The 26401-nt window shown below is 50.1% G+C and carries 16 protein-coding genes; 9 read left to right on the forward strand and 7 right to left on the reverse strand.

From position 1 onward, the window contains the following. The first annotated feature begins 32 nt into the window (after positions 1-32). A complete protein-coding gene (locus tag ACQ4MZ_RS04035) occupies positions 33-617 on the forward strand; it encodes a Crp/Fnr family transcriptional regulator (RefSeq protein ID WP_430843196.1) in 585 nt (194 codons plus the stop codon). 96 nt (positions 618-713) lie between these two features. Beyond that, positions 714-1358 (forward strand): hypothetical protein, encoded by a 645-nt coding sequence (locus ACQ4MZ_RS04040; RefSeq protein WP_430843198.1) that lies wholly within the window; start codon positions 714-716, stop codon positions 1356-1358. A gap of 84 nt (positions 1359-1442) precedes the next feature. Here the strand turns inward: ACQ4MZ_RS04040 and ACQ4MZ_RS04045 are convergent, their stop codons facing one another. The 4 genes from ACQ4MZ_RS04045 to ACQ4MZ_RS04060 form a co-directional block, all read right to left on the reverse strand. Then, on the reverse strand, positions 1443-3041 hold the full coding sequence (locus tag ACQ4MZ_RS04045) for a tail fiber domain-containing protein (RefSeq protein ID WP_430843200.1): 1599 nt from the start codon (positions 3039-3041) through the stop codon (positions 1443-1445). A gap of 162 nt (positions 3042-3203) precedes the next feature. Further along, positions 3204-3899: a T9SS type A sorting domain-containing protein gene (locus ACQ4MZ_RS04050; RefSeq protein ID WP_430843202.1), complete on the reverse strand. Its 696-nt coding sequence runs from the start codon at positions 3897-3899 to the stop codon at positions 3204-3206. Next, positions 3896-5773 carry a tail fiber domain-containing protein gene (locus tag ACQ4MZ_RS04055; RefSeq protein ID WP_430843204.1) on the reverse strand — a complete coding sequence of 626 codons (1878 nt, stop codon included), beginning with the start codon at positions 5771-5773 and terminating at the stop codon, positions 3896-3898. Before ACQ4MZ_RS04055 ends, ACQ4MZ_RS04050 begins: the two co-directional genes overlap by 4 nt. Before the next feature lie 501 nt (positions 5774-6274). Continuing rightward, a complete protein-coding gene (locus tag ACQ4MZ_RS04060; protein WP_430843206.1) occupies positions 6275-8632 on the reverse strand; it encodes a PAS domain-containing protein in 2358 nt (785 codons plus the stop codon). Positions 8633-8822: 190 nt separating this feature from the next. On the opposite strand from ACQ4MZ_RS04060, the gene ACQ4MZ_RS04065 reads away from it, so the two are divergent. The 7 genes from ACQ4MZ_RS04065 to ACQ4MZ_RS04095 all read left to right on the forward strand — a co-directional run bounded on the left by ACQ4MZ_RS04065 (position 8823) and on the right by ACQ4MZ_RS04095 (position 22742). Continuing rightward, positions 8823-10850: a PAS domain-containing sensor histidine kinase gene (locus ACQ4MZ_RS04065; protein ID WP_430843208.1), complete on the forward strand. Its 2028-nt coding sequence runs from the start codon at positions 8823-8825 to the stop codon at positions 10848-10850. Positions 10851-11368: 518 nt separating this feature from the next. Then, the gene (locus tag ACQ4MZ_RS04070) at positions 11369-14428 is read left to right on the forward strand and encodes a SusC/RagA family TonB-linked outer membrane protein (protein ID WP_430843210.1); all 3060 of its coding nucleotides are present in this window, start codon (positions 11369-11371) and stop codon (positions 14426-14428) included. 26 nt (positions 14429-14454) lie between these two features. Then, on the forward strand, positions 14455-16023 hold the full coding sequence (locus tag ACQ4MZ_RS04075; protein WP_430843212.1) for a RagB/SusD family nutrient uptake outer membrane protein: 1569 nt from the start codon (positions 14455-14457) through the stop codon (positions 16021-16023). Between the two features lie 28 nt (positions 16024-16051). Then, positions 16052-17641, forward strand: a complete 1590-nt coding sequence (locus tag ACQ4MZ_RS04080) for an arylsulfatase (protein WP_430843214.1) — start codon at positions 16052-16054, stop codon at positions 17639-17641. Between the two features lie 42 nt (positions 17642-17683). Next, positions 17684-19993: an arylsulfatase gene (locus ACQ4MZ_RS04085; protein ID WP_430843216.1), complete on the forward strand. Its 2310-nt coding sequence runs from the start codon at positions 17684-17686 to the stop codon at positions 19991-19993. A 129-nt stretch (positions 19994-20122) separates the two neighbouring features. Continuing rightward, on the forward strand, positions 20123-21946 hold the full coding sequence (locus tag ACQ4MZ_RS04090; protein ID WP_430843218.1) for a sulfatase-like hydrolase/transferase: 1824 nt from the start codon (positions 20123-20125) through the stop codon (positions 21944-21946). Between the two features lie 55 nt (positions 21947-22001). Continuing rightward, a complete protein-coding gene (locus ACQ4MZ_RS04095; protein WP_430843220.1) occupies positions 22002-22742 on the forward strand; it encodes a thioredoxin domain-containing protein in 741 nt (246 codons plus the stop codon). A 54-nt stretch (positions 22743-22796) separates the two neighbouring features. Here the strand turns inward: ACQ4MZ_RS04095 and ACQ4MZ_RS04100 are convergent, their stop codons facing one another. The 3 genes from ACQ4MZ_RS04100 to ACQ4MZ_RS04110 all read right to left on the reverse strand — a co-directional run bounded on the left by ACQ4MZ_RS04100 (position 22797) and on the right by ACQ4MZ_RS04110 (position 26401). Then, a complete protein-coding gene (locus tag ACQ4MZ_RS04100; protein ID WP_430843222.1) occupies positions 22797-23195 on the reverse strand; it encodes a hypothetical protein in 399 nt (132 codons plus the stop codon). Between the two features lie 141 nt (positions 23196-23336). Beyond that, the gene (locus ACQ4MZ_RS04105; RefSeq protein WP_430843224.1) at positions 23337-24962 is read right to left on the reverse strand and encodes an NADP-dependent glyceraldehyde-3-phosphate dehydrogenase; all 1626 of its coding nucleotides are present in this window, start codon (positions 24960-24962) and stop codon (positions 23337-23339) included. Positions 24963-25072: 110 nt separating this feature from the next. After that, positions 25073-26401 (reverse strand): MATE family efflux transporter, encoded by a 1329-nt coding sequence (locus ACQ4MZ_RS04110; protein WP_430843226.1) that lies wholly within the window; start codon positions 26399-26401, stop codon positions 25073-25075.

Below are 26401 nucleotides of genomic sequence, written 5' to 3' on the forward strand. Positions count from 1 at the left end.
TTTTGTGATAAGTATCTTATTTTAAATTTATTATGACCGAGTCTCTGCTAAATCTTTGTCGGGAAGTGGCGGGAATGTCGGCTGAGGAGCTGACTATCGTGGCGCGCTATTTAAAAACGATCAGACTGAAACGGAAGCAATTCCTTATCCGGGAAGGCAGGCAATACGACTTTATCGGTTTTGTAAGCAAGGGCGCTATTCGCCATTTCACGTGGCGCGAGGGCGTGGAAAAAACTTGCAATGTCAACTTTGAAAATCAATTCTTCACCGATTTTGACAGTTTCTACCGTGGTACGCCTACCATCAATAATTCAGTAGCGATGGAAGACTCTATCGTTCTGACGCTTTCCAAAACGGATCGCGAGCTACTGTTGACAGAATGTCCCGCTTTCGAGCGCTTTTCGAGGGTGATCAGCGAGCGGGCAGCACAGGAGGCCGCTGAACGCGCCTCGCGACTCACCTGGGACCGCCCGGAAGACCGTTACCTGCATTTGCTCGAACATCAGCCTGACTTTGCAAGACGTGTACCGTTGAAACACCTGGCCAATATGCTGGGCGTTAGTGCCGAAAGTTTGAGCCGTATACGAAAACGGCTGGCGAGCTCCGTGCTTTCTTGACGATCGTCAAGTATTTGCCCGCTACGTGGGGAATACCTTTGTATTGTCGCAAGGGAGTTCCTGCGATGTTTGCACATAAACTATTCAGCCATATCAATGAAAAATGAAATGATTCTTCCGGCGGAGGCTCCTGCACTTCCTTTCCGGGAAACTGCCCTGCTTTTGAAAATTTGGGTCCGCAACCACATTTTTGCCAATGCATTAGGCTTGGCCGTTCTACACCCCTTTCTGGCGCATTATTTTACCGGACCGCATGATAAGGTCCTGACTGGCCCACAGCTTGTTATGCACAATGTCTCGCTCGTAACTTTTATCGTGCTACTCGTTATAGGGCAAAACCGGGCGCTTCAAATCCGTTTTTCTATCGGTACATTCAAGGGTTTAGGCTATTTTCTATTGCTTGTACCTGCCGCTTTCTGGCTTGGTTACTATACTTTGTACATTCCGTTCGATATCATTTTTATGTACGCAACGATCGGCATGATCAATGCCGGTTTGGTGGGCTCGTTACTACCGAAGCCGGGGCGCTGGGTGTGGCAATGCATATTATCTTTTCTGCTAGCCGGGATTGTCGGTGCCGCTTGCGGTATTGCGGCATATTTTGCAGGATTAAAGGATGCGGGTGGGTTTGTAAAGGACTACGGGATGTGGTCGTTGATCAGCATTACGGCAGCAATCACCTACGGTTCATTGACCAGGCGGGCGTTAGAGCGGCAGTTAAGCGAAACATCCAAAAGTTAATTTGCCTGGAAACAAAACAGAGACAGCCGAACCGGCGGTCTCTGTTTGAATCACCCTTAACCCTCAAAAAAATGAAGTCTAGTTCTACTTAGTTTTGGTTGTATTTTGCAGCGCAGCGTTTTTGTTGGTATTTCCACCTGCCAGTGCTTTGAGCTCACTAATTTCCTTTCTTAGCTCGGCAATCTCCGCCGTTTGATTTTTCAATTCCCGGACTGATTCTATCAGATGTGGAATCAGGCCGATGTAATTCACCGTTTTAAACCCTTTCTCGTTTTGTTGGACGAGTTCGGGGAAGTACTTTTCAACTTCCTGGGCTATCACACCCGTTTGCAGTTCTGTTCCTCGCTTGGGATCGATCCAATGATAATGATAACCGTGTAAACGGGTGACGGCATCGATGCTGCCTTTCAATGGAGTAATATCCCGTTTCAATCGTTCATCGGAACTGAAAACTTGAAGCACCCCAAAGGGTGTGGAAGCGTTTCCGTTTTCATCAATCCAAAACCGCCACGCACCGTTGAGGTAGAAGCCGATCTGTTTGTCGGTTTTCATTCCCATGAAGCCCTCCGGATTATTTTGAGAATTATCTAGGTAAAGCCCCGAAGTTGCGTTGTCGTGCCGGATTCTCATGCGTGATCCTACATCAAGGATAAACTGGGGACTGACAGCTTTTCCGCCAACGCCTATGTTTCCGTTCCGCAGGATTGTCAGTGCATTGGAGCGATTATTGATGTCCAGACCATTACCGATCTGAAACAGCCTGTCTGTTAAACTTCCGTTAGGTTGGTCGAATGAATTATTAAAAAGCCCCAGGGCGACGCCAAAATTTGCTTTGGCTATTGTGTGATGTCCGAATGCAATGGCGTAATCGCCCATGGCCGTGGCGCTGGAGCCAAAGGCTATGGAAAATGGATTGAACGCCTGCGAAGTATGTCCGAGTGCGATTGAATGATCTTGGTGGGCCTCGTTTGAATACCCCAATGCGATCGCTGATTTTCCTTTGGCGTTGCTGACGAAGCCCCCCGATATGGAAAACTCGCCGGTGGAGGAAGAGCGGTCACCCAAAGCCGTGGAAAAATCTCCGGAAGCTTCTGTGTTGAATCCCGAGGCAAAGGTAAACCGGCCTATTCCCTGATCCTCCCATTTATCGAAATTTGCTCCCGCACGGAAAGCGGCCTTGCCTGGATACCATATCATTCTCGCTCCTGCACCAATTGGAGGAAGACTTTGTCCATTTTTCAGATCTCTCCTTTGAACAACCGGTTCCGTATTCCGCCACTTTCCGGATTCATTTGCGTAAAGAGAATATGGAACGCTTAGAAGCTGGGTCATCCCAATGAAATGGAATTTGCCGTTGTTTTCATCATCAACTTCCGCTTTGAGAAAGAAAATATCGTACGGCCATTCTACCTGGGAGAGATCGCCACCGCCTGCTCCGACAACTATGGTGAACATACCGTTTGAGTCCGTTTGAGCAGGTTGCGTTTCTTCGACAACAACAGGGCCAAGAACCTGACTTTTTATGATACTTATTTTGACGGTTATGGAAGCATTCTGAACTGGTTGAGCCATATTATTGATGGCTATTCCCTGGAAAGTGAATTTATAGGGTGCCTGGGCGAGCACAGTCTGGAAGGTTAATGCCAGGCAAAAAAGAAAATGGGGGAGAACTCTTCGTTTCATACATGAAGTCAGATTAGCGATTATCGTAAACTGTCCCGAAAATCGCCGAGTGTGTGCGCTAAATACAAAAGCATTTAGTGGCAGGTGTCCGTGGGATTTTAAATGGTCAAACGAAACAGAGACCACCAATATGGCGGCCTCTGTGTAAACCCCAGTTAACCCTCAGTGAAAAATCAGCTTTGTTGTCTTGCTTCCCACCGGGGTATCGATTTGAAGCATGAATGATCCGGGATGCGGTAATGTGATAGTATGTTCTGTGCCAGGGGCCTCGAATTGCCCTAGTTTGTTCCCTAGTTGATCGTACAGTAACAGCCTTTGCGTGCGCTCAGGCACCTGTACCCGCACTTTGCTCTCGCGTGACGGATTTGGATAAACGTAGAACCTGTCGAGGCTTTCTTTTTCCGGAATGACGCGAATAATCCTGCTGTACGTGTAGGAATCGTCGGTATCCACTTGCCTGAGCCGGTAATAGCTGGTTGTCACAAACTCCTGATCGACATACTGATAACTTTTCTCTGTGCGGGAATTAATAGCTCCGTCTACCCAACCCAGCAACTCCCAGCTTTTACCATCCAGCGATTTCTGTATCTCGAACCCGAGATTGTTGGTTTCTTCCGCAGTTTTCCAATGTAATTCGGCAAGGCCGGCAGCGTTCACTTGCCCTGTGAAGCTGATCAGCCTCACGGGAAGCACGGATAAATCTGAAAATGTGTTGAGGCTGCCCAGTACCCAATTGACGCTCACGCCATTGGCCGATCCGGAGCCACTGGCGGCGTAAAGTGCCCCGGGTGAAATTTGCTGTGCTTGTGTATGATATACGCATAAGGTGATGGCTGTGATGGTGTATAATGCTTTCATTTGCTTGTCTGGGTTGAGATGGATGTTTGGCCTGCCAACAGCTCTTTGATGCTGGCTTCCAATGCGCTGAGTTTTTTATTCATTTCCTGAACAGAGGCCAGCTCTTTTTTCAGGGCGGCGATTTCCTCGGTCTTTTTGTCCAGTTCTTTGACGGCTTCGATCAGGTGAGGGATGAAGCCGGTGTAGTTGACGGCTTTGTAGCCGTCCTTTTCTGTTGCTACGAGTTCCGGGAACTGTATTTCAACATCTTGTGCCATTAAACCGGTTTGAATTGATTGATCTCTTTTAGGATCCAGCCATTTATAAAAATAGCCTTGCAGAGTTTTCAATTTAGAAATACTGGTCTCAAGTGGTACAAGATCTTTTTTCAAGCGTCGATCGGAGGTGTTAACCGTGAATCCATTTACATAAGCGTGGACATCATCCACCCAAAATCTCCAAGCGTTATTCAGGTAAAAGCCGATTTGGGTATCTGAAAGCATTCCGACAAAATTGTCTGCATTGCCTTGTGAATCATCTAAATGCAATCCGGCGGTCATCGAGCCGCCACTATTTCTAATTCTCGGTCGCCCTCCGAAATCCATAGTGAATGATGGATTTGTTGCATTGTCTCCGATCCCGATGTAACCATTCCTTAGCACGGTGATTGCGTTGGATCTGTTGGCGCTAGTGCCATGTCCCAATTGAAATATTCGGTCTGTTGCAGCTGGTTGAGCCCCTGGGAAATCTCCCGAATTATTGTAAGTACCGATAGCAATTCCGCCAACTGCTTTGGCCAATGCCCCTTCACCAACGGCAAAGGAGCGAAGACCGGATGCGGTTGAGTTCCCAAATGAAATTGAGTTCTGGCCGGTAGCCTCAGAACCCTCTCCAAATGCAAGCGCATTTGCGCCGGCTGCTTTTGAGTTGTATCCAATAGCTATGGCACCAGCATTGATAGCTTGACTGTTTAGCCCGACGGCAAATGCGTTAGTGGAAGATGCGACCGCGTTCTCGCCAATGGCAGCTGACTTGGAGCCAGATGCATTAGCATTGAATCCTGAGGAGAATGAATAAGCTCCTGATGCCTTAGAACCAGCTCCCAAGGCGAAAGCATTGTCCCCGGTCGCTTCCGTATTTTGGCCAAAGCTTGCCGAATTTTCACCTGATGCAAGGGTCCCCTCACCAGTAGCAAACGAATTAATTCCCATTGAGGCCTGATTCCATTTATTCCCAGCATTTTTTCCCACCCTAAATGCCGCATTTTGGGGATACCAGATTAACAAATTGCCCACTGGAAGAGTCGGTAAAGTGGCCCCAGCACCATTGTAGCCGGTTTGTACTATAGGCTCATTATCAATCCATTTTTTTGCAACGACTGCGGTATCTGACGTTATCGATTTATTCGCGTTCAATGCGTTGATTGCATAAGGAACGCTCAATAGTTGGGTAGTGCCTAAATCGACTTGAGCAGGTAACCCATCGTAATACATTGTCGTCTGCAAAAAGTAGGAGTTTGCACCCCAATTGATGTTACTCAGGCTTGTTATTGAACCAATTTGCAGTGTGAAAATACCGTTGGCATTTGTATTTGTATTGTGAGTTTCACTGAATACACTTTGTCCATTAGCACTTCCCTGGTGGATATTGAATCCCACGAGAATACTCTTATTTGCTACAATCTTCCCAGCCGCATCCCTCGCCACTCCTTGAAAACTGAACTGCTGCGGCGCCTGTGCTTGGGAGGACTGGGACTGTAGCAACAGCAGCAGGCTAACCGACAGCAGTATGACGAATGTGACTTTGGGGCTACGGGTAAATGCTTTCGAACTCAGCGACATCGGGGCAGCGGCGGTTTTGAAATAGCCCGATAAATGAGTGATTAATTGTTTCATGTGTGTAAATGTTTTGTGTGATTTCCTTAATTCCGGTGGGAATATCGCTGGGTTTTCCGCAAAACGTTGCGCGCGATGATTGATCGGCGTCCGATTAAATAGCCTGCGGCAAAAAACCGGTTTCGATAAAGGAATAGGTGTAAAGTAGGGAATGCGTAAAAAGATCGATTACTCATCGCTTTCCGCCGGGTGGTAAATAAATTGCCGGGTGTCGGCGGGGATGTCGAAAATTTGGCGAAAGGATATATACGTCCGGCCAAAACTTAAACCCCAGTTTATGACACAGCGCGTGAAATCACCCGTTTGGGCTGTTGTGCTCCTGCTGATTTGCCTGATTTTACGATTCTGTGATTCCTGGCTGTTCGGAGAAGAAAATAAGAAGAAAAATTTCCCTCAATACCAGCGCTTCCGACCCTCTCAATACCGAAGGACGGAGATCAATATGAGTGGCAACCATTTGAACAAGGTCCTCGAGGGGCCGGATTCACTGAGAAGGGCCTCCTATTTTTTCCGATAGGCGGCAATCTTCGCATATAGTTCCGCCGGCGAGAATGGCTTGCTGATGTAGTCATTCATCCCCACTGTAAAAGCAATATCCTTAATATCCATCATAGCCGAGGCGGTCAATGCGATGATAGGCAAGCGCTGGTATTTTTCGTCGGGTAGCTGACGGATATGGCGTGTGGCTTCATAGCCGTCCATTTCAGGCATCTGGAGATCCATCAGCACAAGGTCGTAGTCGTTGTTCTGTACTTTTTCTAGGGCTATCAAACCGTTTTCGGCGAGATCATATTTCACATCCCATTGTCTCATAAAGTTCTTCATCAGCAGGACGTTGATATTGTTGTCCTCGACAATAAGTAACCTCATGCCGTTTAGGTTGAAATGGTTGACCGGCGCTCCATTGGATTGCCCGGTAACATGCTTCTCGCTGATCGGGAACGACAGGCTGAAATAGAATGCCGACCCGCTGCCCGGCTCGCTTTCGACGTGGATCTGGCTGTTTTGCAGTTCCAGAAGCCGTTTGGTGATCGTCAGGCCCAGGCCCGAGCCGCCGTATTTGCGGGTCGTGTCGGAAGTGGCCTGGGTGAAGCTGTCGAAGATATTGTCGAGTTTTTCGGGCGGTATGCCGATGCCGGTATCTTCTACCCGGAAGTCGATGGTTACCCGGTCGTCCCGTTGCTCCGCAATGGCCGCTGAAATGGTTACTTTGCCGCTTTCGGTGAATTTTACGGCATTGCTGACGAGGTTGGTGAGGATCTGGCCCAGCCGCGTAGGATCGCCTACCACCGTAATATTGACATCGTTGCTCACTTTCAGTTTCAGTAAGATGCCCTTTTCGTTGGCCTTTTGAAGAATCCCCGACCGGATATTTTCCAGCAATAAAAGGACGTTAAAATCCACCTCCTCGAATTCGATCTTTCCGGCTTCTATCTTGCTGAAATCCAGAATGTCGTTGATCAGCACCAGCAGGTTTTCGGCCGAGAATTTGAGGATGTTGAGATATTCCATCTGCTCCGGTTTCGGGTTCTGTTGCAGCAGCAAATGCGTGAATCCGATCACTGCGTTCATAGGTGTCCGTATCTCGTGGCTCATGGTCGAAAGGAACTGCGATTTGGCGATCGCGGCCATTTCCGCCTGTTCCTTGGCTTTGATCAATTCCTGTTCTGCCTTCTTCTGTTCGTCGATGTCCATGATTGCGCCGTAGAGCTTCGTTACCCTGCCGGTTGCATCTGTAAACGGTTTTCCGATGGCGTGGATGAATTTCACCCGGCCATCGGGCAGGACAATGCGAAGGTCGAAGCTCGCCGGCGCCAGATGGTTGATCGCATCGCGGATATGCGACTTGTACAATGGCATATCGTCGGGGTGGATCATACTGGAAAACAACTCGGTTTCCGGACCGGTACTGCCTGGTTCGAGGCCAAAAATGCGGAATGCTTCATCAGACCAGTAATTCTGACCAGTGATAAGATCGGCTTCCCAGCTGCCGCTGTGCGTGAGTTGCTGCGATTCGGCGAGCATGGCCTCGTTGCGGCGGATCAGCTCTTCGGCCTGTTTGCGGTGGGTAATGTCGTGCCACACCACCAGCAATACCTTTTTGTTGCTGATCAGCACCGGATTAAGCGTAACTTCCACCGGGAATTCTTCGCCGTCCATTCGCCGGTGTATCCATTCGAAGCGATTATATCCGTTTTCATACGCCAGCCGGTCCATTTCCACGGATTTCTCCGAGGAACGCCGGCCATCAGGCTGGAATTCTGGGGAAAACCTGGCGGGGTGGATAGAGAGCAACTCGCTTTTGTTCTTGCATCTCAGCATTTTTACTGCCGCCTCGTTACAGTCCATGATCCCGTTTTCGTCCAACAGCAAATGTGCGTCGGTAGAATACTGAAATATCACGCTCAGCTTTTCTTCCACAATCTTTCGCTGTGTGAGGTCCTGCAAAACACCGTCCAGTTTGCCCGGCTGTTCCTGCTGCATAATGTCGTCATGAATATCACTCACCGAGCCGACCATTCTTTCAGGCTTGCCGTCTTCAAACCGTACCGTGCCGCGGCATTCGAAATAGCGGTAGCCGTTATGTTTCGTTTTAAGCCTTACGTGGACCAGGTAGGGAACGTTGTTTTCAAACTGTTCGCGGATAGCGTCGGCGACGATCTGCTTGTCGTCTGGATGGACAAGTATTTCGGTAAATTCCTTATAACCAGTTGGTACTTCGCCCGGCTGATAGCCGAGTAATTCAAAAAAACGATCAGACCAAACCTGTTTGTCCGTCGCAAAAACCCAATCCCATATCCCTGCATTGATACCGGCAATGACCATGTCGAGCGATTCAGGGGAGAACTTGGATTGCATACTGGATGTATAGAATTAATTCGTATAAAATTAAAACAATTTCCGAATCTCAAAACTCTTAAAAGAATTTTGCCTACTCTTTTTCAAAGCCGTCTATGCCAAAAACTTTTTAAGCGGTAAGATCGGATATGTTGATATTCTGCCGTTGCCCGCGTAAATTGGTGGGCATTGAAATGGCGAAAACCTGTATATGAACGCAGAAACGGATGCGTTGAGAAAACGCATTGAAGAACTCGAGGCGGAATTGGAGAAGGCCCGGCTGGGTCACACCGGCGGGGGCGATACACTCGCATATATACAGGAAATGGAAGGGCGTTTTCGCGCGATTGCGGATACGGCCCCGGTACTGATCTGGCTCTCCGGCCCGGACAAGCTTTGCTACTTCTTTAACAAAGGCTGGCTCGATTTCACAGGCCGGACTATGGAGCAGGAGCTCGGAAACGGGTGGGCCGAGGGCGTCCATCCTGAAGACCTGGAAAGATGCCTCGCCATTTACATTTCCCATTTCGATGCGCGCAAGGAGTTCAGTATGGATTACCGTCTGCGAAGGCATGACGGCCAATATCGTTGGATTTCGGACAAAGGCGTGCCGCGTTACACTCCCACCGGTACTTTTATCGGGTATGTCGGCGGCTGTATGGATATTCATGACCAGATCATGTTTTCGGAGCTGATGGAAACGCAGGTCGAGGAACGGACCCGTCAGCTGAAGCACTCAGAGCAGTTTTTGCAATCGATCCTGAACACAGCGGGCAACAGTATTGCCTCCTATGAGCCAGTTCGCAACCCGGAAGGCCGGATCATGGATTTTCGCATTGTGTATTCCAATGAGGGCAGATTTGCCCAAGGCACCGCGGAGGATTGGCGTATTGCGGGAAAAACGTGCCGGGAGGTGTATCCCGGTATTTTCAGAAATGGTGTGTTTGAAAAGCTGGTGAAATGTCTTGAAACAGGGCAGCCGGATCATTATCAGATCGATTTGAGGAAGGACGGCGATATTATCTGGTACGAAGCTTCAGTTGAAAAACTTAATGACAGCGTGACCGTAACCACGAGGAATATATCCGAAGAGCTGAAATCCGACCTGAAACTCAAAGACCTGAACCGCCAGTTGGCGATACAGAACTCCATTTTCAAACATTCGGAAGAGAATGCCAACATTGGGAGCTACGCCTGGAATGTGACTACGAACGAACTCGAATGTTCCGATAATTTATACAGGCTCATAGGTTACCAGCCGCAGGAGTTTATTCCGTCTTTCGAACAATTTCTGTCATTTCTCCATCCCGAAGACCGTCACCAGGCAATCCGTGACGGTATCAGGGCTTATGAAACGAAGGTAGTCGTGCAAAATACCTACCGGATTATTGCCAAAAACGGCGATATCAGGCATTTCCGGCTGAGCGGAAATTTCATCCGGGAGGGAGAGAACCATTTAATGATCGGCGCATTGCAGGACGTGACCAAGGATAGCGAACTTAGCGATGCGCTGCATAAGAAGAATATGGAGCTCCGCCGGAACAACGAAGAACTGGCGTCGTTCAGCTACGTGGCGTCGCACGACTTGCAGGAGCCATTGCGAAAGATCCGCGCATTCAGCAGCAGGATCATGGAAAAAGAATCCCAGCATTTTTCGGAAAGCACGAAAGATTACTTTGCACGCATTATTGCCGCATCGGTGCGGATGCAAAAGCTGATCGAGGCCTTGCTGAGCTATTCCGGAACCAGCGGGGTTAATTTCAAATTCGTCGAGACCGACCTGAACAGTATCGTAGAAGAGGTTAAGAGTGACCTGGAAGAACTGATCACAGAAAAAGACGCGGTAGTAGAAGTCCAGCGGATGCCGGTTTTGCCTGTAATTCCGGTCCAGTTTCACCAGCTTTTGCAGAACCTCATTGGCAATGGCATCAAATACAGCAGCCCGGACCGCAGGCCTGTCGTAAGGATAGGACACGACATAGTGGAGGACGGGCAGGGGACTTTCTGCCGGATCAGCGTTACCGATAATGGCATTGGGTTCGATCAGCGTTATGAAAACCGGATATTCGACCTTTTCCAGCGACTGCATGGCAGAAACGAGTACGAAGGAACAGGCATCGGCCTCGCGATCTGCAAAAAAATAGCCCAGAACCACCACGGTTACATCACCGCCGAAGGGACCCCAGGCGTGGGCTCCGTTTTCCACGTTTACATTCCGACAAACGTAGTGCAACCATGATCTTATGCGTGAAAGTTGCACAGGGCGGTGTTTGAATTGTAAGAATCGGATAATCTGACGCTAAATACGGGCTCCCTCAAAGTTTCTCTTGCAAAACCCTTGCGTTTTAATTTTCAATAAGTTTACTTTGTCTATCATATTTATAGACTATATAAAATGACTTTGCCCGATTAACCACCAATCCGGCAAAACATTTGTCCAAAATTCGTATCGTACCTATGAAAGCGAAAGATGTACTTTTTGTCCGGTCTTCGGAGCTATATATGCCTGGAAGGCTGGCTCCGGGGAAGATGGTGGTTTCTAATTGTCCCCGTTTCACAGCCCTGGGCTGTTCCTGTTGTTGACCCCCTGAAGATTTTCTGAATATTCGGTAACCCGCTGATCGGCATATGAGGCGTATGCAGATCATGAACTTCCCGTATATCCGCGCCACTCAGGCATGACGTGCTTGTGCATGCGTATATGCATGAAGGTGAGCCCTCTTGTGCCTCAAGTATCCATTTTATTCACCACAAATAATGATCAAACATCTATTCCGCCTGTTCTTGCTGACGGGCCTGGTATTCACAGCTTTTTACCGTGCCGCGGCGCAGGACGCCATTACGGGCGTGGTAAAAGACGAGTCGGGGCAGGGATTGCCCGGTGCGACGGTGGTCGAGAAAGGTTCCGCCAAGTATGCCTTGACGGACATTGACGGGAAGTTCAGTATCCCGCCGGCTAAAGAGTTTCCGTTTACATTGCAAATCAGCATTACCGGCTTCCAGCAGCAGGAAATCGAAATTTATGAACAGCCTACCGAGGCCGTAGAAGTCGTTCTGAAAACCGCCAACCTGCTCGACGAGGTCGTTGTAGTGGGTTATGGCGAGCAGAAACGGAAGGATATCACCGGCTCGGTGGCGTCGGTTCCTATTGAAATTAAAAGTCAGCCGGTAGCCTCCGTGGAGCGCCTTTTGCAAGGCTCGGTCGCGGGAGCGGTGGTGACGCAGACATCCGGGCAGCCGGGTGGGGGCGTGAGCGTGCAGATACGCGGGAACAACTCCATTACCGCCGGTAGCGATCCATTGTACGTAATCGATGGTTTCCCTGTCAACAACGACTACGGCCTTACCGATGCCGGTGTTACAGACGGATCGAAAATCAACCCGCTTTCTTCCATTAATACCGCTGATATCGAGAATATAGATGTTTTGAAGGACGCTTCTGCGACAGCTATTTACGGTTCGCGCGGTGCGAACGGGGTAGTTATTATTACTACCAAAAGCGGTGCGAAGAATAAGTCCTCCGTGAACTACGACGCATACTACGGCTCACTGAAAGTACTTCGCACGATTCCTTTGCTAAATGCTGCGCAATGGTGGCAGCTCAGAAAGGACGCAGCTTCAAACTCCGGTAAAACCGTTGCCATTCCAACCATCACAGGTTACTCTCTCGATACAACCGGCGCAGGCACCGACTGGCAGGACGCCGCATTTCGTAGTGCTTCCATCCAGAGCCATAACCTTTCCATTCTTTCAGGATCGGATAAAACGAAGCTTGCGATTTCAGGTAACTATTTCAAACAGAATGGTATCCTGCAAAATACTGATTTCCGCCGTTTCTCGGCGCGCATTAACCTGGACCACCAGTACAGCGACCGTCTCCGCATTTTCACCAGCCTGAATGCAAGCAATATCAAGGCTAATGTAGCACCCAGTGCCATCGTCGGTAACCTGCTGCAAACGCCTCCTTCGCTGCCCATTTACCAGGACAACGGCACTTTTGTTGTGAACAGCCCATTCGAATCTGCGTTGCAGAACCCCATCAACTCATTGTATAACCAGCTGAACGAGACCATTACCAACCGCTTCCTTGGTAACGTTTCGGCTGAATATACGATTGCAGATGGTTTGAAGGCTAAAGTGCTCGTCGGAGCCGATATCGTGGGGAACAAGCAAAACCGTTATCTGCCGAGCACAACCGCAGAAGGCCAGGCACTGAGCGGCGACGCGGTCGTGGGGTCGATTTTTACCAGCAACTGGCTGAATGAGAATACGATCAGCTATGACAAAGAGATCAACGAAAAGAACAAAATCAATGCGGTAGCGGGTTTCACGGCGCAAGTATCGGAAAGTAAAGGCGCTATCGCCGAAGCTGCGGGTTTTGCAACAGACGCATTTGAATACAATAACCTGGCAACCGGTATCACCAGCGTCGCACCGCGTTCTTTGGCGAACAAGTGGTCGCTGGCCTCGTACCTCGGTCGTGTCAATTACATTTTCGACGAACGGTACCTGTTTACACTGACATTGCGTGCGGATGGTTCTTCCAAATTCGGTAGCGGCAACAAGTGGGGCTACTTCCCCTCGGCGGCGATCGGCTGGAATGTGAACGAAGAGAAATTCTTCCAGCGTTTCAAAAAAATCAGCCTGCTGAAACTGCGTCTGAGTGCCGGACAAACCGGTAACCAGAACATCCCTTCTTACCAGTCGCTTTCGCAGCTGGCCTACTTCCGCTACAACTTCTCGAACACAACCGTTTCCGGTTTTGCCCCGAATACCGTGCCTAACCCGAACCTCGGCTGGGAGAAAACGTTCCAGACAGACTTTGGTATCGACCTTGGTTTGTTCAAAAACCGCATCAACATTATCGCGGATTACTATTACAAGAAGACCACGGATTTGCTCCTGACCCGCACAGTGCCAGGTACTTCCGGTCTGTCGGACTTCTACAATGGTCAGGCTTCGGTGGTATACCAGAATATCGGTGCGGTTTCTAACCAGGGTGTTGAGTTGTATATTAATTCCAGAAATACGGAAGGCGCTTTCAAATGGAACACGATCTTCATTGTTTCTAAAAATACCAACAAAATCCTGAGCCTCGGCGACGGTGTAGACCAGATTATTCCGGTCATTTCAGCGCCTTCGATCGCGAAAGTGGGTTATCCGCTGGGTTCGTTCATTGTGTACAAAACCGATGGCATTATACAGGAAGGTGACGCTCCACTGACTCCGCAGCAAAACAAAAGCCCGGGCGGCCAGAAATATAAGGATATTAATGGTGACGGCGTAATCACGCAGGCGGGCGACCGCGTGGTGATTAAGAACCAACCCGCATTGACAGGGGGTATCACCAACACATTCAATTACAAAGGCTTCGACCTAACGATCTTCTTCCAGGCCTCACTCGGCGGCAAACTGTACAATGCCAACCGCGCGAACCTCGAACTGGGAACGGGTTATGTTAACGGCTCGACCGTACTGCTCGACCGCTGGACACCTACCAACACCAATACCGACGTAAAAGCGGCTTACCAGGATCCAGCTATTACCATTTCGGACCGCTTTATCGAAGATGCGACCTACTACCGTTTGAAGAACCTATCGTTCGGCTACACGTTCCCGAAAGAGCTGCTTTCGAAACTGAGCATCGAAAACCTGCGCGTGTATGTGTCCGCGCAGAATCCGAAAACCTGGACGAAATATACCGGTTTCGATCCCGAAGTGAGCTTGAACGGCCAGTCGCTGATCAACAAGGGTGTAGACCAGGGCGTGTATCCTAACAACAAATCCTACCAGGTGGGTCTGTCCCTCACTTTTTGATAACCACCATTCCAAAATTGATTGAAATGAAAGCATTTAAATATATTCTGTGGGGTTTTACGGCATTCGCGTCGTTGTCGTGCGAGGAATTTCTGAAAGAAGAGCCCGAAGCATTTTTGTCGGAAGACCAATATTACAAAACGCAGGCTGATGCGGTGAATGCCGTGAATGCGGTGTACTTCTTCCTGAATTCGGGCGGTTCGTCGATTCAGACGCCTTATAATACGCTCTTTAATACGGGTATGAACATGGCCGGCGATGATGAAGATCCGGGGCCCGGCGCTACCAACCCCGATGTACGTTCATTGTCGGTATTGGCGCATTCATCGACCAACCTGCGCATTTATGAGTTGTGGCAACAGCATTATGCCGCGATCAAAAAGGCCAATGTGGTGTTGGAAAAAGTACCGGCCATTCAGTTTGATGAAGCATTGAAAACGCGCCTGCTGGGTGAGACCAAGTTCCTGCGCGCATTGTATTATTTCAACCTCGTGCGCTTGTACGGCGACGTGCCGCTGATCCTCGAATACCAGAAATACGTGAATGCGGCTGATTATGCCATTGCCAAATCACCTTCGGCCGATATTTACGCGCAGATCGAGAAAGATCTTACCGAAGCCGCGGCGGTGCTCCCGGCCACTTACGCGTCGCCTAACGTAGGGCGCGCGACGGCGGGGGCTGCCAAGGCCCTTTTGGCGAAAGTGTACCTGACCCAAGCATCACTTCCTTTAAAAGTAAGCGCGAAATACCAGAGTGCGGTGAACAAGGCTGAGGAAGCCCTCTCGGCTGCTGACGGAGGAACGGGAAACTACGGTTATGATCTGGTCGCCAACTATGCCGAAGTATTCCTGCCCGCATTCAAAAACAACAAAGAGCATATTTTCTCGGCGCAGTTCAAATCCAACTCATTGGCGCAGGGTAATAACGAATGGCCGCGTTCGATCCTCTCGGGTGTGCCGGGCCTGAATGGCAACTACGCGCATATGGTGCGGTACTACACGCAGGGGAACGACAAGTTTTTCAGTATTTACAAACTATTCAAACCGGGCGACAAGCGCCGTGACGTGACGTTCGTGAGAAGTTTTACCAGTCCGTCCAATGGCCGTAAATATGCGCTGCCGATCGCGAACGCAGCGGTGCCGAACGATTCGACGCCATTCTGGAACAAATGGGCGGACCCTGCTTCGACGGCGGTTACCAACCAGTCGGCCGCCAACGTACCCATTATCCGCTATGCTGAACTGCTGCTGATCCACGCCGAGGCCGAAAACGAGGCGAACGGGCCGACAGTTAAAGCGTATAAATCGCTGAACAGAGTCCGCAAACGCGCAGGGCTACCCGATCTGACGCCGGGCCTCACCAAAGACCAGTTCCGCGACTCGGTGTACCTCGACCGCCGTTTGGAATTGACCTATGAATACCAGCGCTGGTTTGACCTGATCCGTCAGCGCGATGCGAACTATAACAGCACATTTGTGGCAAATCAGGTGAAAGTGGGCAAAACCAATGCGGCACCTAAGCACGTCTACTATCCGATCCCGCAATCGGAGATCGACAACAACGCCCTGTTGAAGCAAAACCCGCTTTGGGAGTAACACCGATTTTGTAATCTGTTGGAATTGAATGAATCATAATACTTCCCTTTGGATTCGTCTGACCTGGGCATTGGCGGCCATTGTGCCGGTGCCTGGGTTGGCCCAGAAGCAGCCCGAAAAACCCAACATGGTGCTGATATTGGCCGATGATATGGGGTTTTCGGACCTGGGAAGCTTTGGCTCCGAAATTAATACCCCCAACCTGGATAAGCTCGCACAGGAAGGCCTGCGCATTACACAATTTTACAATAGTGGTCGATGCTGCCCCTCGCGCGCGGCCCTGCTCACGGGTTTGTACCCGCATCAGGCGGGCGTGGGTGACATGGTGCAGGACAAAGGCACGCCTGCGTACCAGGGATATTTGAATAAAAACAGCGCTACCATTGCCCAACTGCTCAAAACAGCAGGTTATAACACGATTGTTTCCGGAAAATGGCACGTGGGGCTAGTACCCTCGGCCTGGGCGGTGAACCGCGGGTTCGATCAGTCGTTTACTCTCCAGAACAATGGCAGCAGTTATTTTAACTCGGAGCCACTTTATAATGACGGGCGGACGGTTACCTTTCAATTAAACGGCCGCGAAATACAGCGGTATGATACTTCACGCTATCTCACACAAGCTATCACCGATTTCGCGGTCCAGTCGATCGACCGCGTAAAGGACCAGCGCAGTCCATTCTTTTTATACCTGGCCTACAATGCACCACACTGGCCCATCCAGGCTTTGCCGGAGGACATTGCCCGCTACAAGGGGAAGTACTTGCAGGGCTGGGATGCATTGCGTGAAGCCCGTTACCACAAGCTGGTTTCTTTGGGTATTATTCAAAAAGAATGGAAACTATCGCCGCGCTATGAAAAAGCGCAAGAGTGGAATGCATTATCCGCTGCCGAAAAAGATCAATGGGATACCCGCATGGCCATTTACGCCGCCATGATCGACCGGATGGACCAATGCATCGGGCAAGTGCTTGACAAAATAAAAGCCATTGGCCGGGAACGGAACACGCTTGTGATTTTCCTGTCCGACAATGGTGGGAGCGGTGATACCGTCCGGGAATGGAGTTATGTAACCCCAAAAAATGGGGAGCCTGGTTCGGTGCATTCGATCGACAGCTATGACCCACCATGGGGCAATGCGAGCAACACGCCGTTCAAACTATTCAAAAAGAATACCCACGAAGGCGGCATCGCGTCGCCGTTTATCGCCTGGTTTCCGGGTAAAATAAAGCGCAATGCATTGAGCACGCAGGTAAGCCACATTACCGACATTATGCCCACACTGCTGGAACTGGCGGGCGTCCGGTATCCTGAAACATTGGGGAAGGAAAAGCTTACCCCACTCGCAGGGAGCTCTTTAACCCCACTATTTCAAAAGCCGCAGGCCACGCAGCCGAAAACCATTTTCTGGGAGCACGAAGGTAGCCGCGCGGTGCGCAAGGGCGACTGGAAACTTGTGGCGGAAATAAACCAGCCATGGGAATTATATGATTTGAAAACCGACCGGAGCGAAACGAACGATCTCGCCAGCCGCTATCCGCAAAAAGTGAAGGAGTTGGAAAAAGAATACCTCGAATGGGCCGGGAAAGTAGGCATAGTGGATTGGAATACGATCAAATAGGAATTGGATATTGATTTTAAATGTATTCAAAAACAGTTTGTTATGGGGAAAATATATCGTCCATGGAATAAGCTATCGCTCGGTGCGCTGGCTGTGCTGGCGGCGAGTGGTGTACAGGCACAATATGCGCCGACGCCTGCTTACCAGGGCAAAATTGGCAAGACAGTAGCTGAAACGCAGCAGTCGTGGCCGGCGCAAAAGAAGGCGGCAAAAGGTTCGCCCAATGTTGTCTGGATTTTGCTGGACGACATTGGTTACGGTGCCATCAGCACTTTTGGCGGGCTGATCAACACACCTACGCTGGACAGCCTGGCTAACAATGGTTTGCGGTTTACCAATTTCCACACAACGGCCATTTGCGCACCCACGCGTGCATCGCTGCTCACAGGCCGCAACCCGCATTCTGCGCACATGGGGCTTTTCCCTGAAACCGCCATCGGCACACCGGGTTACGATGCGCTCATTCCGTTTGAGAAAGGTACCATTGCCGAAATCCTGAAAGACAATGGGTACAACACTTTTGCACTGGGCAAATGGCACATTACCCCGCTGGCGGACCTAACACCGGCGGGGCCATTCAACCGCTGGCCGACCGGGCGCGGCTTTGAGCAATTTTATGGGTTTCCATCGCGCGGCAGCATCGACCAGTGGCATCCCGAGCTGTGGGAAGGCACGCACCGCGAAGCGGACCGGCAGGATGGCAAGCATTTCAACGAGTTGATTGCCGACCGCGCCATTAGTTACCTTGCCAGCCAGAAATCCGGGAACCCTGATAAACCGTTTTTTCTCTACGTAGCGACCGGCGCGGGGCATGCGCCGCATCAAGTGGCTAAAAAGTGGTCGGATAAATACAAAGGCAAGTTCGATGCGGGCTGGGATGCGTACCGCGAGCAAGTGCTGGCGAATCAGATCAAACTAGGGGTAGTTCCAAAGACAGCCAAACTTCCGCCGCGTAACCCGGGTGTGAGAGAATGGAACTCGCTGGCTGCTGAGGAGAAAAAGCTCTATGCACGGTTTATGGAAACCTATGCGGGCTTTCTAGAATACACGGACTATGAAATTGGCCGGGTGATCAACCACATTCGCGAAACCGGCGAGCTGGAAAACACCGTCGTAATCGTATCGGTAGGCGACAATGGCGCCAGCAAGGAGGGGACGTTCGTGGGAACGGTAAACAACTTTGGAACCGGTATCTCGGAGGAGGAACGTTTGAGAAAGAATATCGAGCAGATCGACCTGATTGGTACCGAGTTTTCAAAAGTGAACTACCCGCTCGGCTGGGCCGCCGCGACCAATGTGCCGTTCCGGCACTGGAAGCAGGATGCCAATTCGGAAGGCGGCACGCATAACCCGCTCATCGTTTTTTATCCCAAAGGCATTAAGGAGAAAGGCGGCATTCGTAACCAGTACGGCCATGTTTCGGATATTTTACCGACCACATTAGAACTGCTGAACATCAAAGCACCTGCGGTGCTGAACGGCATCAAGCAAGATCCGATAGAAGGTACGAGCCTGGCATACAGTCTCAACGACGCCGGTGCGAAAAGCCATCACACGGTTCAGTATTACGAAATCCGCGGCTCACGCTCTATTTATAAGGATGGCTGGAAAGCCGGTTCCCTGCATGTGAAAGGCCAGGATTTTGAAAAAGACCGTTGGGAGCTGTATAACTTGAATGAGGATTTTAATGAAACCAATAATCTTGCCGCTTCGAACCCAGCGAAGTTAAAGGAACTGAAAGCATTGTTCGATAGCGAGGCTTTGAAATACAATGTATATCCGCTGAAAGACGGTACGGAGCCGTTTACGCTGCCTACGGCTTACAATAGCGTGGATAGAGTAGTGCTTTATCCGGGCCAATCGACGATCATAGACGTGGCGAGCCCGTTCGCATTGAAGCGTTCATTCTCGATCGTTGCGGACGTGGTATTGTCGGGTGTGGAAACGGAAGGGGTGATTCTGTCGAGAGGCGGTGCGGCGGGCGGTTTGAGTTTTTTCATTCAAAATCAGAAACTACAATTTGTTTATGCGGTAGGCGATGGTAACAAATACGTGGTAAGCTCGGCGAATGCGACATTGCCTGCGGGTAAAGTGGAACTGAAAGCCAGCGTGCAATATGATCAGAATGGCGGCGGAGTGGTGACTTTGTATGTCAATAATGCAAAGGCAGGAGAGGGAACGCTAGGCAAGACTTCGGATGCATTGTATTTGCATGAAGGTGTGAATGTCGCTTTCGACGATCTGACACCGGTAGGGGATACTTATAAGGTGCCTTTTGCATTCACAGGCAAAATCAACAAAGTCACCATCGACCTCGCACCGGCGCAGCAGGCACATTTGAACGCGAAGTAGGATTTTGGATTTGTTGTTACATGCCTGACGGCATTTCAAAGCCCGCAAGTCGCGTAGCGACGCAATATTGGTAGAAACGAAACAAAACGAGTGTTTTGAAAATCGCGAAGCGATGTAACAACCATGCAAATGCATAAATTAGCCCACAAACTCCTTCTGGCGATATTAACCATCGCATTACACCCGGCCATGGCGCAGGACCGTCCCAACATCCTCTGGATTGTGAGCGAGGACAATACCATTCTGTTAGGCAGTTATGGCGACCAATTCGCGACGACGCCCAATCTGGACCAATTCGCAACGGAGAGCATTCGTTATAAAAATGCCTTTTCGACCGCGCCCGTGTGTGCTCCGTCGCGTAACACGCTCATTACAGGTATGTACCCACCCTCGCTCGGGACCGAACATATGCGGAGCACTTACCCGTCGCCCGCGTTCGTGAAATTTTTTCCAAAATACCTGCGCGAGGCCGGCTACTACACCACTAATAATGCGAAAAAGGATTACAACACGCCGGATCAGTTGGATGCGTGGGACGAGTCGAGCGGCAAAGCGACTTATAAAAACCGCAAACCGGGACAGCCGTTTTTCGCCGTATTCAATCTGAATGTCTCGCATGAAAGCTCGCTGCATGAGCCGCTGCCTGTATTGAAACACGATCCGGAAAAAGTGCCGTTGCCACCTTATCACCCGGCAACGCCCGAACTGAAACACGATTGGGCGCAATACTACGACAAGCTCGAAGAAATGGATCGGCAGTTTGGAAAGCTGTTGCAGGAGTTGAAAGACGAAGGTTTGGCGGAGAACACGATCGTGTTTTACTATGCTGATAATGGCGGCGTGCTGGCGCGCAGCAAGCGGTTCATGTACGAATCGGGCCTGCATGTACCGTTGATCGTCCATTTGCCGCCGAAATATGCGCATTTGGCCAATCAGAAACAGGGTAGCGTCTCTGACAGACTGGTTACCTTCCTGGATTTTGCACCGACGGTACTCAGTCTGGTGGATGTGAAAGTGCCCGATTATATGCAGGGCGGTGCGTTTTTGGGGAAGCAACAGAAGCCTGAGCCGCAATATGCATTCGGTTTCAGGGGCAGGATGGATGAGCGGATTGATATGTCGCGGTCGGTGCGGGACAAGAAGTTCCGGTACATCCGGAATTATCTGCCCAATAAAATATACGGTCAGTACCTGGAATATCTCTGGCGGGCGCCTTCGGTGAAATCCTGGGAAGACCTTCACAAAGCTGGCAAACTAAATGCGGTGCAATCCAAATTTTGGGAGCCAAAGCCCGCAGAGGAGTTGTTTGACGTCGACACTGACCCGCATAATATCCATAACCTTGCCGGCGACCCGAAATACAAGAAAGAACTGGAACGGTTGCGAAATGCCAACGAACGGTGGATCAAGAGCTATAAGGATGTCGGTTTTATTCCGGAGGCCATCATTTATGAGATTGCTAAAAACACGCCTTTGTACGATTATGCGCGGAGTGGTAAGTATAATTTTGAAAAAATAATTGCTACTGCCGACCTCGCGTCGTCGCGCAATACGGCTAACACACAAGCGCTTATTAGGGCACTGGGTGATGCAGACCCTTCAGTGCGCTACTGGGGTGCGACCGGCCTGACCGTGCTGAAAGCGAGCGCTGGCAAAGAGGCATTACAAAAAGCATTGAAAGACCCCGAGCCAGCCGTGCGCATTGCAGCCGCCGAAGCTTTGTACGTAACCGGTATCGACAAGCCTGGCGCCGTAGCCGCATTAACCGACGCGCTGAAAAGTGACAACCCGTATGCCCGCCTGCAAGCCTTAAATGTCCTTGATCTTACGGGAAAAGATGCCGCGCCGGCCATTCCGGAAGCGGAGAAGATCTCGATGCAAAAGGCCGAAATGTTCGATTATGATATCCGCGCAGCCAAAGTGTTGCTGAATAACTTCAAGAATTCCAGATAAAGTCGATAGCCGAGGCCAACCACCGAAAGCAGTAATCACTTTAAAACCAATTTCAATGAAAACTTTCAAACCATTGTTCGCAGTGGTGTGGCTGCTCCTTGTCCATACCGCGTTGCATGCGCAGACTGCGCCGAGCTCCCAGATCGTTCCAAGACGTGACCTCGTTTCATTCGAGGAATTTGAGTCGCGTCTTACGAAAGCCGGCAAAAATGCCCAGATCCTCGACGCCCGCTTGCCCGAGGAATACGCGCAGAACCACCTCGAAGGCGCGACGAGTTTCAGTGTTGCCAATGAAGCCGATTTCTCGAAAGCCATTGCTAAACTCGACAAAAGCAAACCGACCTTCATTTACTCCATCGCCAACGGCCGTAGTGGCAAACTCGCCAAAGATCTCCGTGATAATGGGTTCAAAGACGTTACCGAACTTCCGGGTGGGTTGAGCAAATGGATTGGTTTGGGCAAACCGGTCGTTTCCACCGTTGGCCCTGGTCTAACCCTGGCCGACTATCAGGCCTCGCTGAAATCCGACAAGCTCGTGCTAGTCGATTTCGGTTCGCGCTATTGTGATTCCTGCAAACGCCTGGCACTCATCGTGGATTCCATCAAACACGAGCAAGCGAGCTCCGTGAAAGTGATTAATATCGAGGCTTATGAAAATAAAACGCTTACGAAAGAGCTGGGAGTGACTGCACTACCTACTTTGATTCTTTACAGAGGTAACCAGGTGGTATGGAAGAAAAGCGGCGTGACGCCGAAAGGGGAGATTGAGCGGGCGCTGGCGGAGGCGAATTTGTGAAGAGCACAACATGCTATCGGCCATTGAGAGGTGGCCGATCGTCTTATAAATATGTTATGAGTCCGCTTCTGTTTTTTCCTTTTCCCAGGGGAATGGTGGTGGCAGCTTAGCAAAGTCTTCCGCTGCCTTTTCATTTTTCTTTTTCAGAAAAGGCGAATTTTTGACTGCTTCAATAATTCTGTCCTTGTCTTTGAGAAGCTCTTCCAAAATAGCTTCATGCTCTTGGGTGGTGTGTTTTTCCATGCTCATGATTATCAGTGATAGTATTAAAGTTAAACAATTATTTGCAGCCGACCAGCCCAGATTGTATGCTGACTTCGAAGGATAGTCTGAGCCGTCTGGAATCCTGCTGATCGAAACAACTTTTTGAATATCGCCGTGAATGCCCTTTCTAATGAAAAAGTACAATGAATTGTCTTCGGCCTGATAGAAAGGGTAAATTTCTTTATTCATATAATAATGTGCTTATACAAGCCCAAAGCAAACTTCTACAAACCTCCTATCCCTATTTTCATTACAAATGATCCTCCGGTACAAAAAAAGCCCATCCAGTTTCCTGAATGGGCGGCTTGCATTGAAATGAATGCAAAAACCTTAGAATATAAACTTCGTACTCAAAAAGTTGGAAGTATCCTCATGCACGATTTCGTTGATCAACTGCTTGTTCGCGGCGTTCATTTTGAAGGCTACGAGGGAGCGGATCGAGAAGGCGCGGATGGCATCGGGAACAGATAGGGTACCCTCGGCGCTGTCCTTGCGGCCGGTGAAAGGGAATACATCCGGGCCGCGCTGGCATTGGGTGTTAATGTTCACGCGGCTTACCTGGTTTACCAGAGGGTCGATCAGCGAGGCCACTTCGTCGGCGTTGTTACTGAAAATACTTACCTGCTGGCCGTGGGTTGAGTCGATCAGGAACTGAATGGTTTCTTCGAGGTCATCGAATGGTACCACGGGCACGATCGGTCCGAATTGCTCTTCGTGATACAGCTTCATTTTACTGTTTACCGGGTAGACAACCGCCGGGTAGAAGAACGAGCCTTCTGATTTGCCTCCGTTTTCATTAACCACTTTCGCACCATGCGCTTCCGCGTCGGCGATGCAGTCGTTGAGGTATTCGATTTTATTGGTTTCCGGCAGCGGGGTAAGCGCCACGCCTTTCTCCCACGGCATCCCGAATTTCAGTTCAGCAACCGCGGCGCTGAATTTTTCGAGGAATGTATCGGCTACGCTGCGGTGTACCCATATGATTTTCAGAGCCGTACAACGCTGACCGTTAAACGACAACGATCCTGTGATGATCTCTTTCACGGCGAGGTCGAGATCGGCTTCTGGCGTGACGATCGCCGCATTTTTGGCATCCAGACCGAGTACTGCCCGAAGACGGTTCACTTTCGGGTGCGATTTCTTCAATTCATTGGCCACTTTGCTGGAACCGATCAATGTCAGGACGTTGATTTTACCCGACTGCATTAATCCCGGAACGATGGCATTACCGCGGCCATAAATCACGTTCACAACGCCTTTTGGGAAACAGTCGCGGAAAGCTTCCTGCAATGGGTAATGCAGCAGCGTCCCGAATTTCGGCGGTTTGAACAGCAGCGTGTTACCCATGATCAGCGCGGGGATCAGGGTGGTGAACGTTTCGTTGAGCGGGTAGTTGAATGGCCCCATACAAAGTACCACGCCCAGCGGAGAGCGTCTTACCTGTGCTGCGATGCCGTCGACAATATGGAAACCGGACGAGTCGCGATCCAGGTTTTTGAGGGAATCGATGGTGGCGTATATGTATTCGACAGTACGATCGAATTCTTTGACCGAATCGGCGAATGACTTACCGATTTCCCACATGATGAGCTTGACAATAATGTCTTTTTTCTCGATCATCCGGCCTGTAAACTGCTCGACGCAGTGAATGCGTTCGGCTACGCCCATGGTAGGCCATTCGCCGCGGCCGCTGTTGTAGGCGGTTACAGCCGCTTCCAATGCTTCCGATGCTTCGGTAGCGGTACACAAAGGGTAGCTGCCGATCAATTTGCGTTCGAGCCCGTTCGGGGTTTGTACGGCAATCGGTGAGAAAACTTCATGGAAAGGACCGTCCCAGGCCTTCATTTCGCCATTGCACAGGTACTCGCGCTGGTGAATCAGGGATGGCAGGCTGTACTCCGCAGGAATGTCCTTTTCTTCAACAAAGATGTTCCTTAACGTGGAATTGAAATCCATTGAATCAGATTTTTGTGGATAAGAATTGATTAAAAAAAGCGCACTTGGATTAATGACGAAGTTTCGCATTTATATCCTTATCAACAAGTCGGATTTTGACGAAGTTTTATCTAAACCTGATTTCTTCTTGTCATTTTGAAAAAGCGGGTCATTAGGAAAATCGATGCCATCGTCAAGCCCAGAATCAACCCCAGCCACATGCCCGAAGCTCCCATCTCGAAATGGAATGCAAGCGTGTAGCCAACCGGGATACCAATCACCCAATAAGCGATCCCGATCAGAATCGTGGGCGTTTTTACATCCTTAATGCCCCTCAGCAAACCTGCGCCGATGGCCTGGGTACTATCCGAAATCTGGAAAACGGCGGCAAAAAGGAGCAGTAATGCAGCCAATGTTACGACCTCGGTATTGTCATTGAACGCCATCGGCAGGTGATTCCGCAAAAGGCCGAAGGTGATCGCGCAGAATGTACCGTAGATCAACGCGGTGACGAGCGTGCTTTTGCCGATTACAAAAATCTTCGCCCAGTCGCCGCGCCCGAGCGCGTTGCTCACGCGTATGGAGCCCGCCTGCGCGAGGCCCATCGATACCATAAATGTGAACGACGCGCTGCTCAGAGCGATCTGGTGTGCAGCCTGCGCTACTGCACCCAGGGTGCCAATGATAATACCCGATACGGCGAATGCACCCGCTTCCATGCCAATCTGCAAGCTGCTCGGCACGCCGATATGCAGTAGTTCGCGCCAGGTCTTCCATTTGAAATACCACTGATTGCGACCTACGGCAATGTATTTTTCAAAAGTTTTATGTCTTAAAATCACAAATAACAAAGCAAGGAACATCATGCTGCGGGTGATGAGCGTCGCCCAACCTGCCCCTTCCAGTTCGAGGCGCGGAAAGCCCCAATTACCGTAAATGAGCAGCCAGTTGAGCAGAATATTGACAGGCATACCAGCCAGGGAGAAGATCATCGCGGTGCGCGTGTGTTCCAGTCCGTCTGCAAATTGCTTCAAAGTCATAAAAAGCAGCATGGGAATAATGGAAAGGCCCATCAGCCGCATAAACGGAATGGCGAGCTCAACTACCTCCGGGTCCTGTCCGAGGTTATGCAGGTAATCTTTTCCAAAGAGCAATGTGATGGAAATTGCCAGGGCGGTAAGCGTACAAAGGCAGAAACCATTAAACAGATAATGGGAAACCTGTTGGGCGTCGCGGCGGCCGTTGGCAAGGGATACCATCTGCGAAACGGAGATCGTCATCCCGATCCCGATCACGAACGGAATGTTCATTGCATTGATGACCAGCGCGGCCGCGGCCAGTTGTTTGTAGCTGATAGCGCCGACCATGGCGCTGTCGATAAGGTGAAGCGCCATTTGGGCCAGTTCACCGATGATAATAGGGAATGCTAATCTTAAAGTTTGTGATGCTTCGTGTTTCAT

Origin of the sequence: Dyadobacter sp. BHUBP1 (assembly GCF_050587785.1) — a bacterium.
Taxonomy (GTDB): Bacteria; Bacteroidota; Bacteroidia; order Cytophagales; family Spirosomataceae; genus Dyadobacter.

Coding starts and splice junctions, on each gene's coding strand:
- ACQ4MZ_RS04070 (WP_430843210.1), top strand. CDS start 11,369: ATGATCAAACATCTATTCCGCCTGTTCTTGCTGACGGGCCTGGTATTC.
- ACQ4MZ_RS04090 (WP_430843218.1), top strand. CDS start 20,123: ATGCATAAATTAGCCCACAAACTCCTTCTGGCGATATTAACCATCGCA.
- ACQ4MZ_RS04035 (WP_430843196.1), top strand. CDS start 33: ATGACCGAGTCTCTGCTAAATCTTTGTCGGGAAGTGGCGGGAATGTCG.
- ACQ4MZ_RS04065 (WP_430843208.1), top strand. CDS start 8,823: ATGAACGCAGAAACGGATGCGTTGAGAAAACGCATTGAAGAACTCGAG.
- ACQ4MZ_RS04040 (WP_430843198.1), top strand. CDS start 714: ATGAAAAATGAAATGATTCTTCCGGCGGAGGCTCCTGCACTTCCTTTC.
- ACQ4MZ_RS04080 (WP_430843214.1), top strand. CDS start 16,052: ATGAATCATAATACTTCCCTTTGGATTCGTCTGACCTGGGCATTGGCG.
- ACQ4MZ_RS04055 (WP_430843204.1), bottom strand. CDS start 5,773: ATGAAACAATTAATCACTCATTTATCGGGCTATTTCAAAACCGCCGCT.
- ACQ4MZ_RS04110 (WP_430843226.1), bottom strand. CDS start 26,401: ATGAAACACGAAGCATCACAAACTTTAAGATTAGCATTCCCTATTATC.
- ACQ4MZ_RS04050 (WP_430843202.1), bottom strand. CDS start 3,899: ATGAAAGCATTATACACCATCACAGCCATCACCTTATGCGTATATCAT.
- ACQ4MZ_RS04100 (WP_430843222.1), bottom strand. CDS start 23,195: ATGAATAAAGAAATTTACCCTTTCTATCAGGCCGAAGACAATTCATTG.
- ACQ4MZ_RS04085 (WP_430843216.1), top strand. CDS start 17,684: ATGGGGAAAATATATCGTCCATGGAATAAGCTATCGCTCGGTGCGCTG.
- ACQ4MZ_RS04075 (WP_430843212.1), top strand. CDS start 14,455: ATGAAAGCATTTAAATATATTCTGTGGGGTTTTACGGCATTCGCGTCG.
- ACQ4MZ_RS04105 (WP_430843224.1), bottom strand. CDS start 24,962: ATGGATTTCAATTCCACGTTAAGGAACATCTTTGTTGAAGAAAAGGAC.
- ACQ4MZ_RS04095 (WP_430843220.1), top strand. CDS start 22,002: ATGAAAACTTTCAAACCATTGTTCGCAGTGGTGTGGCTGCTCCTTGTC.
- ACQ4MZ_RS04060 (WP_430843206.1), bottom strand. CDS start 8,632: ATGCAATCCAAGTTCTCCCCTGAATCGCTCGACATGGTCATTGCCGGT.
- ACQ4MZ_RS04045 (WP_430843200.1), bottom strand. CDS start 3,041: ATGAAACGAAGAGTTCTCCCCCATTTTCTTTTTTGCCTGGCATTAACC.